Here is a 14,373-nt window from a genome sequence, read left to right on the forward strand (position 1 = left end):
CGGGCGGGCGTTGCAAGAGCCGGCGCTTCGCTGTAAGGCTGTGGGACCTCTGAACCATTACGCGGGAGACACCCCATGATTGCCATAAGCATTGTCGGATACAAGGACACGGGCAAGACCACGCTGGCCGTCCAGCTGGGCGAGGAGCTTCGCAGCCGGGGCATTCGCGCCGCGGCGGCGAAGTTTTCGCACCATGAATTGGACGCGCCGGGGACGGATACCGCCCGTCTGCGCGAGGCCTACGGCACCTGCGCGGGGCTGTGGGAATCCGGAGCGATACTCACGTGGGACGGCAAGCGCTATCTGCCGGACATCGCGCCGCTGATGGACTGTGAGGTCCTTGTGGTGGAGGGCGGCAAAAGCCTTGGCTGGCTGCCGCGTGTGATGCTCCTGCGCAGCATTGCCGACGCCGGAACGCTTGATCAGGGGCTGGCCGTGGCGACCTATGGCGAGGTGTCCGTTCCGGGCATGACGCACCTGACGGACGTTGCCGCGCTGGCGGACTGTGTGCTGGAGCAGGGCTTTGCCCTGCCGGGGCTGGACTGCGGCTCCTGCGGGCGGGAGGACTGCGCCACGCTGGCGCGGGAAATCGTCTCCGGCAAGGTGACGGAAAACTCCTGCAAGGCGCGCAAAAACGGCATGGAAGTCACCGTCGGCGGCGTCCCCGTGGGCATGAACGATTTTGTCCGGGGCATCATCTCCGGCTCCATCCTCGGCATGCTCCGCGAGCTTAAGGGCGTGGGCGGCGGGGATGTGGAAATCCGCATAACCAAATAAGCCTTGGGCCGTGTGGCGCGGGGCTGGGCGGTGCTTGTGTGAGGCGCGCTTGGGCCGCTGTGAGGCGTTGTGTTTCACTGCCCCAGCCTTGGTGCCGCCACGCCATGACCGCAACGCCGCATCTCCGCACATGGCCGCCTTTGGCCCGTAGAGCAACGCATTCGCCCCTGTCTGACCATATGGTCCGGCAGGGGCTTTTTTGCGCGCTAGTACATCCCCTTGCGGCGGTAGAGGAGTGTCATGATGTACTCGATGAGCAGGAAGAGCGTGAGGGGCACGGCCATAAAGATGAGGGTCAGCAGCGCCGCCATGCTGCGGTCCGACGATGTCAAAAACGGCACAAGGTAGCCCGTAAAGGAATCCACGGCTCCGCCGCCGATGAGGAAGACCAGAAAGTATTCCGAAAACGCCACCAAAAACACCACGGACCCGCCCGCGATGATGGAGGGAAAGAGCAGGGGCAGGTCCACGCGCAGGGTGCGCTGCAGCCAGTTGGCGCCGAGGTTGGCGGCGCACATTTCGTATTCCTCGCCAATGGAGATGTAGCCCGCCGTCAGCGCCCGCAGCATGTACGGATAGCTGAACACCGTCAGCACCAGCACCACGCCGGGCGTGGTATCCACCAGCCCCAAGCGGATGAACAGATAATGCACGCCCATGGAAAACGTCATGGGCGGCACAAGGGCCGGGGCAAGGAACACACCCTCAAGCAGGCTCTTGCCCGCAAATTCGCGCCGCGCAAAGTGGTGGGCCGGGGACAGGCACATGAGCAGCGTCAGCGCCACCGTTGCCATGGAATACATGATGGACCACGCAATATGCCCGGCCAAGGGCCGCGCTTGCGATGCCAGATAGGCGAAGGAGCGCAGGTCGATGTGCGAGGGCACAAGCTCCGGAAAGCGCCACCCCGGTGCAAGGGCGTAACAGGCCAGCACCCACAGCGGAAACAGCGCAAGCACCGCAAGGGCGGCAAAGCTGGCGGCAAGCCTCATAGCTTGCGCTCCCGGTGGGCCATGCGCCGCGCGGTGCGGGTGTAGAGCACAATGAACGCCAGCGAGAACAGGAACATGCACACAAGGATGGCCATGGCCGTGGGCCGGTTGGCAAGGTCGCGCCGAAAGTAGAGGTTAAAGACCTCTATGGACAACATCCCCGGCGAACTGCCGCTGAGCAGAAAGGGGATGTCGAACGCGCCAAAGGCGTACAGGAACAGGATGATGAACGCCGTGTTCAGCGCGCTGGTGATGCGCGGCAGGACCAGCCGCCAAAAGATGGTCGCCTCGCCCGCGCCCAGCATGGTCGCCGTCTCCACCAGCTGCGGCTCAAGGCGGCGGAGCATGGCCATGGCAAGGATGATGACAAAGGGCGTGGACTTGAACACATACGCCAGAATCATGCCCGTGCCGGTGGCGTCGTACATGAGGGAGGGAAAGGCGTCCATGCCGTCCACCAGCCCCAGATGATAGGCAAGGGACGACAGCACGCCAGATGTGCTCCAAAAGATGAGCGTGATAAAGGCGACGGCAATGTGCGGCAGGATAAGCGGCACCTTGGCGACAACGGCCCAGCGCTCCAGATGCGGAGGCAGCCGCCAAAACAGATAGGCCAGCACCGCCCCGAGGGCCACGGACAGCGAGGCCGAGGCAAACCCCACCCACAGCGAGAGCAGGGCGGAACGCAAAACATGCTCCGACAACAGCGCCCGGTAGCCCGCCAGCGCGCTGTCTGGCGCTATGGGCACCCACAGGCCGAAGGATTGCCCCACCGCCATCACCAGCCCGCCGCCAAACAGGGCAAGAAAAGGAATCAGCAGGGGCGAGAGCTTCAGAAGCGTCTCGCCCCACAGCGCCTTATCTGAGGACATTGTCCTCCCAGCCTTTTTCCAGCGCTTCCAGATAGGCCGCGGGAATCTCCGGCACAGCCACGGCACTCAGCTCCTCGGAGGACAGCGTGGGCTCGCCAAGGTCCACGGCGGCAAAGGCCTCGCGCTGGGCGTCCGTCAGCGTGGACAGATCGATAGCCGGATAGTCCCCCCAGTTTTCCGGGCGGAACTTGGAGAGCTGCGCCTCGGGCGACATAAGGAAGTTCGCCACCACCATGGCTCCGGCCTTGTTGGGTGCGTTGGCCGGAATGGCCGTGAAATGCAGGTTGAAGATGGCGCCGTCCTGCATGGCAAAGGTGCGCACCGTGTCCGGATAGGAGCCGTCCAGAATTTTACTCTGGGCGTGGGAGGGGTGGTAGGACATGTTCATGCTCACCTCGCCGCGTGCGAACAGGGTGTCCAGCTCGGCGGCGCTCTTGGGATAGGTGGAGCCGCCCTGCCACAGGTGCGGTTCCAGCGCGTTTAGATAGTCCCACAGCTTGGGCGCGGCGCCTGTGAACAGGTCCGCGTCCCAGCCAGCCATGTACTGCTCGTGTCCGCCGGTTACGGCGTAGAGCGCCTGCCGGATAAAGGCCGACCCGGTAAAGTCCGGCGGCTGGGGGTAGGTGAACTGGCCGGGGTTCGCCTTCACCCATTCCAGCAGTTCGGCAAAGGTGTGCGGGGGCGCGTCGACCTTGGCGGAGTCGTACTCAAAGACGAACTGCGCTTTGCCGTAGGGCGTTTCGTAGCCCTCGACAGGATAGCCGAAATCGTAGGCGGCAAGCTCTTTGTCCACGTGGGCGACGTAGTTGGGGCATTTGTCCGCGTAGGGACCAAACAGCGCCCCGGCTTCCTTGGTGGTCTTGAAGTTTTCGCCGTTGATCCACAACAGGTCGATGGTGCCTGTGGTTTTTCCGGCTTGTTTTTCCGTAATGAGCTTGTTGACGAAGACGCTGGCGTCCATGGGCACGCGCTCCAGCGTGATGCCGTAGCGGCGCTTCACTTCCTTGGCGACGTAGGTATCCACCCATTTGTTGGTGCTGGCCAGTCCGCCGTACATGTAAAAGCGCACCGTGGTGTCCTTGGCCTTGGCTTCAATCTGGGGCCATGGCGTGTCCAGCAGGGAGACGGCATCCGTGTCCGAATCAGGTCCGGAGCAGGAGCACAGCAGAAGCGCCGCCGTAAAGAGCAGAAGGAGATGTTTCATCGTGTCATCCTGAGGTTAGCTGGCTGTTGAAAAGAGCACTGTATGGCGCGTGGGCACCGGGAGCGCCCCGCGCCGCCTGCCACAGCGTTGGTTCTGAGCATTTTTCGCGCCGAGCATCGTCCCATTTTTACAGCCTGTATTGGGGGGAAGTCCAACACGCCGTTAGGTGTTTTGGGCCTGTTCCACCCGCACGTGCGTGCCGGGGCGGATGGTGGTGTCCATGCCAAAAACGGTGAGGCGCTCGCCGTCAACGCTGATGGTAAATTTCGTGTAATGCCCGGCAAACACGGCGCGCTCCACGGTGCCGGGGCCGTTTTCATCCGGGATGATGCGAAGGCTCTCGGGCCGGATGAAGCCGTTGTCCCCGCAGCCGCTGAGGCCAAGGCGGGCGGCGACAGGCGCGCTCACGGTATTCACGGGGCCAAGAAAACGCGCGGCCTCTATGGTGGCGGGGTGGGCGTAAACCTCCCCCGCCGGTGCGTACTGCACAAGCTCGCCCCCCAGAATGAGTCCTACCTTGTCGGACATGGCAAAGGCTTCCTCAAGGTCGTGGGTGACGGCAATGGTGCTGATGCCAAACGCCTTTTGCGTGTCGCGGATGAACTCCGCCGTCTCCAGCTTGAGGTTGCGGTCCAGATTGGCAAAAGGCTCATCCAAGAGGAGCATGGCCGGGTTCACCACCATGGCGCGGGCAATGGCCACGCGCTGGCGCTGGCCCGCCGAAAGCTGGTTCGGGTACTTCTGCGCAAGCTGCGTCATGTGGAAGAAGTCCAACATCTCCATGACGCGCTTGGTGACGCTGGCCCCGCGCATCCGCCGCACGCGCAGCCCAAAGGCAACATTCTCATACACGCTGAGGTTCGGGAACAGCACATAGTCCTGAAAGACGAGTATAACGGGATTTTCCTTGCTGGGGGGGCGGCTGAATTCCAGGCGGCCCGCATCCGGCGTTTCCAGCCCGGCGATGATTTTGAGGAGCGTGGTCTTGCCCACGCCAGAGGGACCGATGATGGACACAATGTCCCCGGCCTCCACGCTGAAGTCCACCCCCCGGAGCACCGGCGCGCCTTCGTAGTCCTTCCCTATGCCGTGCGCGCGAAAAAGCATTCCATGTGGTCCAGAGAGTTTTGGATGGTCGTGAAGGTGTGGTCGTTTGTCAGTGCGCGGTCACTGCGGGTGTACTCATGGTAGGCCATGTAGCACCACGACATGGCGCGCAGCAAAATGGTGCGCTCCATGAGGTCCGCTCTGTACATGGCGTCGTCTATGGGCATGGCAAGCCCGGCGTGGCGGAGGTAGGCGGCCACGAAGTCCTGCTTCTGCTCAGCGGTGTAGCGGTGTTTGGTCTTCCACAGCGTGGTGGTGGGCACAAGAAAGTGCCCAATGTCCTGAAAGCGCGAGGAGACCACGGCCTTTTCCCAGTCCACCAGCCACGCGTTGCCCTCGTCACCTACGATGAAGTTGTGGGAGTTGACCTCCGTGTTGACGATGACCATGGGGTCCTGCGCAAACAGGGCCTCGGCATCATCCGCAAGGGCGCGGATGGCGTCGTGGTAGCGCAGGAGTTGTCCCTTCAGGTCCGGGCGGGGATGGTCGGCGTAGCGGGTGATGAGGCCAAGGCTTTCGTCTGCGATGTCCCGTACGGGATTGGCCTGCACGATGAGCGCGTCGCTCACGGGCTGACTGTGCACGGCGGCAAAGATGCGCGCGGCGGCGTCCGTGTCGCGCGTGTAGTCGAGGGGGCGGCCGGGCAGGTACTCCATAAGCAGCGCCCCGCGCCCAAGGCCTTCGCGCGCCGCACTGGCGTCGCAGGCAAGGGGGCGCGGCGTCACGCCGGAATGCTCCAGCGCCCGCAGCACGGCAAATTCATATTCAATTTGCGCATCGCCAAGGCCAAGCTGGCTGCCGTGGTTGATGCGAAAGACGCGGCGCGTGGCCCCGCCGTCCGTGGTGACGAGGTAGTTGGCGTTGTACTCTCCGGCGGCCAGAAACTGTATGTCGATGTCCGCGTTCTCCGGCTGAATCCAGCCGCGTTGACGCAGGAAGGTGTCGATGGTGCGCAGTGTGTCCATATCACCGATAAGTAGCAGAAAAAGTGAAGAAAGCGCAATGGATATGGCCCGCTGCGTGGCGCATAGATGGGGCCTATGCGATGGGCGCTGTCGCATTGGCCGGGGCGGCGCTGGCGCGCATGAAAAGTGCGTGTAGTGTTGGACACATGGGCCAAGGTGTGTATTATTCTATGGTGTAGATGTGTTTGGCGAATTGTCTTGGCGCGGCGTGGCCGGGTTCCGCACGGTCACGGCTATGGGGCGTACAGGTTTGTGGCGGACGCAAGCGGTGGAACACATGCGCTCAGATTCCATATCCGGGATGTTTTGGATTTTCATGACGCTGGTGCTTGCCGCGCAGGCCGTGGTGGTGGGCGGGGTGCTGTATTCCACGACGGCCAACGCGGAGCACACCCTGTGGGCCATGCTGGGGTCGTCCTGCATTATGGCGGTGGTGATGCTGGTGGTTGGGCGCGTGGTTATTGTGGCCCCTTTTGCGGAGCTGGAAGGCCTTGGCCGGGAGCTTGAGGAGAAAAACCTTGCCCTCAGCCGCGAGGCCAGCGAGCGCGAGCAGATTATGAACCTGCTGGAGTTCAAGTCCACCCAGCTGCGGGAGCAGGAACTTTTGCTGCAGGGCATCATCGAGGACCAGACAGATTTTATTTGCCGCTTTCGCGCCGACGGGATGCTGACCTTCGCCAACGCCGCCTATTGCGCCTTGGCGGGCAAACCGTGTGATGAGCTTGTGGAGAGCGCGCGGTTTGTGCTGTTTGACGACGCGCAGAGCGGCTGGCTTGATTCGGTCCTTGCCAGCCTTGGCTCCGGGCATGATGTTACGTCCAACTCTGCCAGTATGCGCGATGCTGACGGCAATGAGCGCTGGGTGCAGTGGGTCATCCGCGCTGTGAACCTTGAAGGGAACGAAAAGGCCGAAGAATTTCAGGCCGTGGGTCACGACATGACAGAGACCCGCGCCCTGCACACCGCGCTCCAGCAGAGCAACAAGGAGCTGGAGCACCGTGTGGAGGAGCGTACGGCGGAGTTGCAGGCCATCAATGCCACCATGGAGGTGGAGATTCAGGAGCGCGCCCGCGCCGAGGCTGAAGCCCGGGACAAGGAGCGCTTTTTGAGCCGGCTTCTGGATGGCATGCGTGCGGCGTACGTGGTGGTGGACCGCGCCAGCAACGTCATCATCACGTGCAACGACGTGGCCGAAACCCTCCTTGAGGTGACGGCGGCGGAGGTGACGGGCATGCCCTGCGCCGAGGCCTTTTCGCATTTGGCTGGGGAGTCGTGGCGGTATGTGTGCAACCCTCTTGTGGACGGTGCCACCTTTGAGGACGCCGTGCTGGAGCATGCGGACGGGCGCATTGTTCCCGTGGATAAATTCGCCTTCCACCTTGGCGACGAGCGGCTGGCCGTGGTGCTGGTTGACGTGTCGGAACGCAAGGATTTGGAGCGGCAATTGAGCGTGGCGCAGAAGATGGAGTCCATTGGCCTGCTGGCCTCGGGCATTGCGCACGAGATTAACACGCCTATCCAATACGCGGGCGACAGCGTGCGGTTTCTGCGCGAGGCCATTGCGGATATGCTGGAGGTCTTTGGCGCCTGCACGGCGCTGACCCAGCGCGCCAAGGATGCCGGGATTGCCGCGCAGGAGGTGGAGCGCCTTGAGGAATTGGCCGAAGAGGCGGATATGGACTTTGTGGCCGAGGAGGCGCCGCGCGCGTGCGACAGGGTGCTGGACGGCGTGGGGCGTGTGGCGTCCATTGTGTTGGCGATGAAGAACTTCGCCCACCCCGGCAATGAGGAAAAGAAGGCCGTGGACCTGAACAAGGCGCTGGCCAACACCATTACAATCTCCAAGAACGAGTGGAAGTACGTGGCGGAACTCTCCTTTGATCCGGATGCGGAACTGCCCATGGTGACGTGCCTTGCCGGCGACATCAATCAGGTGCTGCTCAACATCATCGTCAACTCCGCCCACGCCATCCGCGAGGTGGTGGGGGACAGCGGCGACAAGGGGCGCATCACCATCACCACCAGCCACGACGAGCACTCGGTCCGCGTGCGCGTGGCGGATACAGGCAGCGGCATCAAAAAGGAGAACGTGAATAAGATTTTCGACCCCTTTTTCACCACCAAGGAGGTGGGCAAAGGGACAGGGCAGGGGCTGGCCATCACCCATGACATCATCGTGAACAAGCACGGCGGGAAAATTGACGTGCAGTCCGAGGTGGGCAAGGGAACGACCATGACCATTACACTGCCCCGGCAGGCGACATAACCTGACGCACCCGTGCCGCCGCAGCTGTGGCGGCATTGAAGCAGACAGCAGGGACAGCCATGAAGACCAAGATTCTGTTTGTGGATGACGAGCCGAATATTCTGCAGGGCTTTCGCGTGGTGCTGCACTCCAAGCGAAAGGTGTGGAAGGCCCGGTTTGTGGAAAGCGGCGACGCGGCGCTGGCCCTGATGGAGCAGGAGCCGTTCGACATCGTCATTGCGGATATGCGCATGCCGGGCATGGACGGGGCGACCCTGCTGACCGAGGTGCGCCGCAAGTATCCCGGCGTTATCCGCATTATCCTCTCCGGCTATTCCGAGATGGAGCCCATTATGCGCTCCGTGAAGCCTGCGCACCAATTCCTCGCCAAACCCTGTGGGGCGGAGCGTCTTATCGGCACCATTGAGCGGGTGGAACGCCTGCGCGATGTGCTGACGGATGAGGCCGTGAGTCAGGGCGTGAGCCGCCTTGGCTCCCTGCCCGCACTGCCCGACCTGTTTTTGCAGATTCAGCAGGAACTCATGAGTCCGGACCCTTCACTGGCAAAGATTGGGCGGCTGGTGGAGCGGGACGTTGGCATATCGGCAACGCTTTTGAAAATTGCCAATTCGTCTTTTTTTGGTGTGTTCAACAAGGTCAACAGCCCCGCCCACGCCGTGACGCTTTTGGGCGTGGAGGTCACCAAGGGGTTGGTGCTGGGGGCCAAGCTCATCCAGCAATTTGATGCGTCGCTGTACTCCAATTATTCATTGGAAAAGTTGTGGGAGCACAGCCGCCAGACAGCGGCCTTTGCCAAGGCCCTCGCCCGCGCCGAAGGGCTGGGCGATGATGTGGCCGCAGACTGCTACACGGCGGGGCTGCTGCATGACGTTGGCAAGTTTGTCTTTGCCACCACGCACCCCGCCGAATACCGCAAGGTGCTTAGCGCTGTGCAGGCCGGAGAGGGCGTGGTCCGGGATATGGAACAGCGGCAGCTTGGCGTCACCCACGACCGGGTGGGGGCGTATCTCCTTGGCCTGTGGGGGCTGTCCGAAATTGCGGTGGAGGCCGTGCGCGCGCACCATGAACCGCGGCTGGCCGGGCCGGGCATTACGCCGGGGCTTTTGGTGCACGTTGCCAACAGCCTGCAGCACGAATTGGTCATCATTCGCGAGGACTACACGTTCACCAAGCTGGATGAGGAGTACATGCATGAGCTTGGGCTGATGAACAAGCTCGTCACATGGCGGGATATTTGTCTTGAGCAGTTGCTAACGGGGGCTGATCATGAAGGATAAGGTTCTCTTCGTCGACGATGAGCAGCAGATTCTCGATACCTTCCGCGCATCGCTTCGCAAGCGCTACGCCGTGGATACGGCCCTTGGGCCGGAAGAAGGGCTGGAGAAGGTGACCTCGTCCGGGCCCTACGCGGTGGTGGTCTCCGACCTCAAAATGCCCAAGATGGACGGCATTACCTTCCTCTCCAAGGTGCAGCAGGCCAGCCCGGATACCGTGCGCGTGATGCTGACAGGCCATGCGGACCTGGAGTCCGCCATTGAGGCTGTGAATAAAGGCTCGGTGTTCCGCTTTCTCACCAAGCCCAGCCCTATTGACGAGATGATTCGCACGCTGGACGTGGCCCTCAAGCAGTATGCCCTTGTAGTGTCGGAAAAGGAACTGCTGCGCGGCACCCTGCGCGGCAGTGTGAAGATGCTGACGGATATGCTGGCCCTTGTGAATCCCGAAGCCTTCGGCCGCAGCGAGCGCATTAAACGCCTTGCCATGTTTGTGGGCAAGGAGCTTCGGCTCAAGAATCTGCTGTATCTGGAGCTGGCGTCCATGCTGTGTCAGGTGGGGTGCGTCATGGTCCCCGACAACGTGCTGGAAAAACTCTTCTCCGGTGAGGAACTCTCCAGCGAGGAGCAGCAGATTTACGACATGCACCCCTCGGTGACGGCGTCTTTGTTGGCGAATATTCCGCGCATGAACCGCGTCTCCACCATTATCACGCACCAGAACGAACGCTTTTCCGAGAACCCGCAACAGCTCATGGAAGCGCGCATCCTCAAGGCCTGCCTTGACTATGACGACCTTGTCCAAAGCGGCAAGGACAAGCACACGGCCTTTGAAATTATGCGCACGCGCGAAGGGTGGTACGACGATGGGGTGCTGGATACGCTAGAGCGCGGAGCCGCGCGCGACGACGGCTACATCCGCCGCGACATCGCCCTTGGCAAACTGGAGCCGGGGATGATTTTGGACGACGCCCTGTGGAGTAAGGATGAGGTGCACATTATGGCCAAGGGCACTGAACTGTCGCGCCCGGCGCTGCTGCGCCTTGAGAATTTTATGAAGACCAAGCGCCTGCCGCCCAGTGTGCGCGTGCTTGTGCCCATCGACTAGGCACGGCGCCGCGTCGCTTGGCGCGCGGAGGGTGCTATACAACAGGGGACCGGCCAAGTGTGGCTGGTCCCCTGCTTTTGTGTGTTGGGCTAGATTTTCTGCTCCACCTTGCCGAAGCAGGGGATGCACAGGGTTTGGCCGCCAAAGTGGCGGGCGCGCGATTCCATCATGGTTTCGCCGCAGGTTTCGCAGGTCAGGCTTTGCAGCACGCAGGCAGGGCGCGGGGCCGGGGCGGGGGCCCAGTCCAGCGAGAACATCTCCTCAAGGGGCAGGGTCATGTAGTGCTCGCGCATGAGGGTGCGGCCGTCGGTGGGTGTCGGGTCCTCTTTGGGCTGGCGCGCGGCGGGGTTCATAATGGCGCGAAAGCCCTTGCCGGTTTTGCGGCTGTAGAACGAAAAGGCCGTCTTGCCGTAGTCCCGGTGGATGAGGTTGCCCTTGCCGTAGGTGCAGCCGGTCAGAAACTGGATGGCGTCCACGCCGCACATGTCCGTCTCCGTAATGGCGACGAGGTCGGCGTCATCGTTGTGACCAAGGTGGCTGAGCGCTAACTCTGCGGCGCGGATGCCGATGGCGAGACCCGGGCAGCTGTGCCCGTGGAAGGCGACGACGGCGTCAAGGTCGTGCTGTGGGATGGTGCAGGGCATGGGTCCTCCTGTGAGGCGTCTGGTGTGTGTGGGCATTGCGGGATGACAACGGGGCTGCCGTCAATGGTGTGGATGGTGACGGGCAGGCCGTAGACCTCGCTGACCATAGCCGCGGTGACCTCGTCCGTTGCGCCGCAGGCGTGGATGCATCCATCCTTCAGGAAGATGAAGCGGTCCGCGTAGCGCAGGGCGGTGTTGAGGTCGTGCATGGTCATGACTGCGGCGATGTTGTGTTCATCCACCACCCGGCGGAGCAGGTGCAGGATGCCCACTTGGTTCTTGAGGTCCAGCGCGCTGGTGGGTTCGTCCAGCAGCATGAGGCGGGGTTCCTGCACAAGGGTGCGCGCAAGGGCGACCTTTTGCAGTTCGCCGCCGGAAAGTTCGTCAATAAAGCGCAGGGAGAGGTCCGCCAGTCCGGTGCGGCGCAGGACGGCGTCCACCATCTTCATGTCGCGCGTTTCCACGCGCCAGCGGATGTGCGGCTTTCGGCCCATGAGCACGGCGTCGTACACCGTGAGGCGCGCGGTTTCCGTGCGCTGGGCCACGTATCCCACGGTCCGCGCGATGTCCTGTGGCGACAGGGCCAGCACGTCGCGTCCGGAGACCAGTATGCTTCCGCTGCGGGGGCGGTGCAGGGCGTTAATGCATTTGAGCAGGGTCGTCTTGCCCACGCCGTTGGGGCCAAGGATGGCAAGGAGTTCTCCGCCGTGGACCTGAAAGTCCACATCGTCCAGCACGGGCTGACTGGCATAGTCAAAGCAGAGGCCAGCTACGTCGAGTTTCATCGTCCCCGCCCCTTGATGATGAGATAGATAAAGGCCGGTGCGCCCATAAACGCCGTCAGCACCGAAACAGGCAAAATGTGCGGGGAGAGAATCAGCCGCGCCGCCGTGTCCGACACAAGCAGCAGCAGCGCGCCGCACAGGATGGATGCGGGCAGCAGGTAGCGGTGGTCCGAGCCAATGACCCGGCGCACCATGTGCGGCACCACAAGGCCCACAAAGCCGATAATACCCAGATAGGAAATGATGACGGCCGTCAAAAGCGACGACAGCAGCATGCCCACCAGCCGTACGCGTTGCACGCGCACGCCAAGGCCGTGGGCTGTTTCGTCGCCTGCGTCAATGGCGTTATAGTTCCACGCGTTGGCGAGGAAGTAGGCGCAGCACACCGCCGTGACGGCGGACAGAGCGCCAAGTTCGCCCCACGAGGCGCGCGCCGTGTCGCCAAAGGTCCAAAAGACCATGGCGGCCAACTGCACGTCGTCCGCGAAGTATTGCAGAAACATGGTCCCGGCGGTGAACAGCGCGCCTAGGGCGACGCCGGTGAGGACCATAACCTCCGGCGTGGTGCCGCGCATGCGCGAGATGGCGACAATGAGCAGCGCCGCGCCAATGCTGCATCCAAAGGCCGCGGCGGTGGTGACGTAGGGGTTTGTAATGGTCACCGCGTCCGCGGCCGAGGAGCCCATAATGCCGCCCCCCAGCACCATCACGGACAGCGCCGCGCCAAAAGCGGCGGCATGCGAGATGCCAAGGGTAAAGGGCGAGCCAAGGGGGTTGCGCAGGATGGACTGCATGGTCGCCCCGGCAACGGCCAGCCCCGCCCCGGCAACCATGGCGGAGAGCGCCTGCGGCAGGCGAATATTCCAGATGATGATGTCCCAGCGCGCGGAGACGTCGAGGCCCAGCAGGCTGCGGGCCACGTCACTTACGGGCACGTTGGCCGCACCAAGGGAGACGGCCATGATGAGCGCGCCCACAAGAAGGACCGCGCCGGAGGCAATGACGACGCGCTTGGCGCGCAGGTAGCGGCAGTAGGCTTCGGGGATGCGTCCGTCGGCAAAGTGCATGCTAGTTGACCGGCACCGGGCTGTAGGCAAGGCCGCCAAAGGCCGTATTCATGGCGTCAAACACGGGCTTGCCGACAAGGAAGGTGTAAATCTCGTCCGCCTTCTGCGCGGGGTCGATGTCCGCAAAGCGGTCCGGGTACAGAATCTTGCCCACGGCGTAGGCGTTGGCGAGGATGGAACCGTAGTTGATGGAGTACCAATTGTAGGGGAGCACGCCATAGACGCGGCCCTGCTGGACGGCCGTGAGTGTGCGGTAGGCCGGGTCGTTGCGCAGTTCGTGCAGGCCGCCCGCGGCGTCGCCCATCTGCACGGTGGACAGGTCGAGGAACAGCACCTCCGGGTTCATTTCCACCAGCTTTTCCTTGGCGATGTCGCTGTGGCGCAGGTCCTTTGCCGCGCCGCCCGTGTGGGCGAGGTTGCGCGCATTCACAAAGGTAAAGGGCGGGTAGAGCGGTTCCGTGGAGTGGTAGCCGTGCGGCCCCTTGAAGGCCACGCCGCCAATGTAGACGCCGGGACGCTCGCTGGCGGGAACGTCCGCCGTGCGCGCGGCAAGGTCGGCAATGGCGTCCTCAAAAAAGGCGATGACGTCTTCAGCGCGCTGGCGCTTGCCGATAACGTCGCCCATGGTGCGTAGGGTCTGGTAGAGCTTGGGGCGGTTGGGGCCGAGGTCTGCGTAGGCCAGCGTCACCACAGGGATGCCCGTCTTGGCGTGCAGTTCGGCGGGGTCGTGCCCCATGCTGGAGGCGTAGGTTTTCAGGATGACCTGCGGCTGTGGCTCCAGCGTCAGAATGCGTTCCGGGTTGTCGTGCCCGCGAAATTGGCCGAACACGGGCTTGGCCTTGTACTGCGGGGTGGCAAGGGCGTAGGGGCGCGAATCGAACCGGGCGCGGCGGGTTTCCATGTCGTCCACGCCAACGACAAGGTCCTGCCCCTGGAGATAGGTGAGCAGGCGCAGACAGCCGGAGCCGGAACAGATAACGCGTGATACAGAATCCGGCACATCCACAGTGGCGCCGAGGGCGTCGGTCACCTGCGCGGCGCGGGCATGGGGAGCAAGGAACAGCGCGGCCAGAAAGACACAGGCAACAGCCCGAAACGACCTGAGCAACATAGAACTCTCCTTCACACGAATGGTTGAAGGGTGACACTATTTGCTCAAATACGTGATGTCAATATTCGTTGCAGGGGAAGCGATGCAAAAGCGTATGCGTAATCCTTATCCGATTACTAGGAGAATGCGACGCGGGGCCGGGCATTCGGGGGGAATCGAGTCTTAAGAGAACGTGGCGGCGGAGGCTGGAGCGGGTGTGCG

At 62.7% G+C, this 14,373-nt stretch carries 13 protein-coding genes; 4 read left to right on the forward strand and 9 right to left on the reverse strand.

Annotation, left to right across the window (positions count from 1 at the left end):
• Positions 1-75: 75 nt before the first annotated feature.
• Positions 76-777 carry a molybdopterin-guanine dinucleotide biosynthesis protein MobB gene (locus tag ACY69P_RS06530; protein ID WP_462326926.1) on the forward strand — a complete coding sequence of 234 codons (702 nt, stop codon included), beginning with the start codon at positions 76-78 and terminating at the stop codon, positions 775-777.
• A 206-nt stretch (positions 778-983) separates the two neighbouring features.
• Here the strand turns inward: ACY69P_RS06530 and ACY69P_RS06535 are convergent, their stop codons facing one another.
• From ACY69P_RS06535 to ACY69P_RS06555, 5 genes are all read right to left on the reverse strand, one after another.
• On the reverse strand, positions 984-1,769 hold the full coding sequence (locus ACY69P_RS06535) for an ABC transporter permease (protein WP_459899174.1): 786 nt from the start codon (positions 1,767-1,769) through the stop codon (positions 984-986).
• Complete coding sequence (locus tag ACY69P_RS06540) at positions 1,766-2,641, reverse strand: ABC transporter permease (protein WP_462326927.1); 876 nt, start codon at positions 2,639-2,641, stop codon at positions 1,766-1,768. Before ACY69P_RS06540 ends, ACY69P_RS06535 begins: the two co-directional genes overlap by 4 nt.
• Positions 2,628-3,845, reverse strand: coding sequence for an ABC transporter substrate-binding protein (locus ACY69P_RS06545; protein ID WP_462326928.1), 1,218 nt, complete (start codon positions 3,843-3,845; stop codon positions 2,628-2,630). Before ACY69P_RS06545 ends, ACY69P_RS06540 begins: the two co-directional genes overlap by 14 nt.
• 162 nt (positions 3,846-4,007) lie before the next feature.
• A complete protein-coding gene (locus tag ACY69P_RS06550; RefSeq protein ID WP_459899180.1) occupies positions 4,008-4,952 on the reverse strand; it encodes an ABC transporter ATP-binding protein in 945 nt (314 codons plus the stop codon).
• A complete protein-coding gene (locus tag ACY69P_RS06555) occupies positions 4,928-5,917 on the reverse strand; it encodes an aminoglycoside phosphotransferase family protein (RefSeq protein WP_462326929.1) in 990 nt (329 codons plus the stop codon). The genes ACY69P_RS06550 and ACY69P_RS06555 overlap by 25 nt, the downstream gene beginning before the upstream one ends.
• A gap of 277 nt (positions 5,918-6,194) precedes the next feature.
• On the opposite strand from ACY69P_RS06555, the gene ACY69P_RS06560 reads away from it, so the two are divergent.
• The 3 genes from ACY69P_RS06560 to ACY69P_RS06570 are packed head-to-tail and all read left to right on the forward strand — an operon-like array spanning position 6,195 to position 10,565.
• Positions 6,195-8,183, forward strand: coding sequence for a PAS domain-containing sensor histidine kinase (locus ACY69P_RS06560; RefSeq protein WP_462326930.1), 1,989 nt, complete (start codon positions 6,195-6,197; stop codon positions 8,181-8,183).
• A 59-nt stretch (positions 8,184-8,242) separates the two neighbouring features.
• Positions 8,243-9,460 carry an HDOD domain-containing protein gene (locus ACY69P_RS06565; RefSeq protein ID WP_459899186.1) on the forward strand — a complete coding sequence of 406 codons (1,218 nt, stop codon included), beginning with the start codon at positions 8,243-8,245 and terminating at the stop codon, positions 9,458-9,460.
• The gene (locus ACY69P_RS06570; protein WP_459899188.1) at positions 9,450-10,565 is read left to right on the forward strand and encodes an HD domain-containing phosphohydrolase; all 1,116 of its coding nucleotides are present in this window, start codon (positions 9,450-9,452) and stop codon (positions 10,563-10,565) included. The genes ACY69P_RS06565 and ACY69P_RS06570 overlap by 11 nt, the downstream gene beginning before the upstream one ends.
• A gap of 89 nt (positions 10,566-10,654) precedes the next feature.
• On the opposite strand, the gene ACY69P_RS06575 is transcribed toward ACY69P_RS06570, so the two are convergent.
• The 4 genes from ACY69P_RS06575 to ACY69P_RS06590 are packed head-to-tail and all read right to left on the reverse strand — an operon-like array spanning position 10,655 to position 14,172.
• On the reverse strand, positions 10,655-11,209 hold the full coding sequence (locus ACY69P_RS06575; RefSeq protein WP_462326931.1) for an FmdE family protein: 555 nt from the start codon (positions 11,207-11,209) through the stop codon (positions 10,655-10,657).
• Positions 11,110-11,994 (reverse strand): ABC transporter ATP-binding protein, encoded by an 885-nt coding sequence (locus ACY69P_RS06580; protein WP_462326932.1) that lies wholly within the window; start codon positions 11,992-11,994, stop codon positions 11,110-11,112. The genes ACY69P_RS06575 and ACY69P_RS06580 overlap by 100 nt, the downstream gene beginning before the upstream one ends.
• Positions 11,991-13,061 carry a FecCD family ABC transporter permease gene (locus ACY69P_RS06585; protein ID WP_459899194.1) on the reverse strand — a complete coding sequence of 357 codons (1,071 nt, stop codon included), beginning with the start codon at positions 13,059-13,061 and terminating at the stop codon, positions 11,991-11,993. The genes ACY69P_RS06580 and ACY69P_RS06585 overlap by 4 nt, the downstream gene beginning before the upstream one ends.
• Before the next feature lies 1 nt (position 13,062).
• Complete coding sequence (locus tag ACY69P_RS06590; RefSeq protein ID WP_462326933.1) at positions 13,063-14,172, reverse strand: iron ABC transporter substrate-binding protein; 1,110 nt, start codon at positions 14,170-14,172, stop codon at positions 13,063-13,065.
• Between the last annotated feature and the right edge of the window lie 201 nt (positions 14,173-14,373).

This window comes from Desulfobaculum sp., assembly GCF_054921475.1.

What these genes read in the sequence shown, in the direction of transcription:
- ACY69P_RS06570 (WP_459899188.1), top strand. Translation starts at nt 9,450, where the DNA reads ATGAAGGATAAGGTTCTCTTCGTCGACGATGAGCAGCAGATTCTCGAT.
- ACY69P_RS06565 (WP_459899186.1), top strand. Translation starts at nt 8,243, where the DNA reads ATGAAGACCAAGATTCTGTTTGTGGATGACGAGCCGAATATTCTGCAG.
- ACY69P_RS06530 (WP_462326926.1), top strand. Translation starts at nt 76, where the DNA reads ATGATTGCCATAAGCATTGTCGGATACAAGGACACGGGCAAGACCACG.
- ACY69P_RS06585 (WP_459899194.1), bottom strand. Translation starts at nt 13,061, where the DNA reads ATGCACTTTGCCGACGGACGCATCCCCGAAGCCTACTGCCGCTACCTG.
- ACY69P_RS06550 (WP_459899180.1), bottom strand. Translation starts at nt 4,952, where the DNA reads ATGCTTTTTCGCGCGCACGGCATAGGGAAGGACTACGAAGGCGCGCCG.
- ACY69P_RS06535 (WP_459899174.1), bottom strand. Translation starts at nt 1,769, where the DNA reads ATGAGGCTTGCCGCCAGCTTTGCCGCCCTTGCGGTGCTTGCGCTGTTT.
- ACY69P_RS06540 (WP_462326927.1), bottom strand. Translation starts at nt 2,641, where the DNA reads ATGTCCTCAGATAAGGCGCTGTGGGGCGAGACGCTTCTGAAGCTCTCG.
- ACY69P_RS06580 (WP_462326932.1), bottom strand. Translation starts at nt 11,994, where the DNA reads ATGAAACTCGACGTAGCTGGCCTCTGCTTTGACTATGCCAGTCAGCCC.
- ACY69P_RS06545 (WP_462326928.1), bottom strand. Translation starts at nt 3,845, where the DNA reads ATGAAACATCTCCTTCTGCTCTTTACGGCGGCGCTTCTGCTGTGCTCC.
- ACY69P_RS06575 (WP_462326931.1), bottom strand. Translation starts at nt 11,209, where the DNA reads ATGCCCTGCACCATCCCACAGCACGACCTTGACGCCGTCGTCGCCTTC.
- ACY69P_RS06590 (WP_462326933.1), bottom strand. Translation starts at nt 14,172, where the DNA reads ATGTTGCTCAGGTCGTTTCGGGCTGTTGCCTGTGTCTTTCTGGCCGCG.
- ACY69P_RS06560 (WP_462326930.1), top strand. Translation starts at nt 6,195, where the DNA reads ATGCGCTCAGATTCCATATCCGGGATGTTTTGGATTTTCATGACGCTG.
- ACY69P_RS06555 (WP_462326929.1), bottom strand. Translation starts at nt 5,917, where the DNA reads ATGGACACACTGCGCACCATCGACACCTTCCTGCGTCAACGCGGCTGG.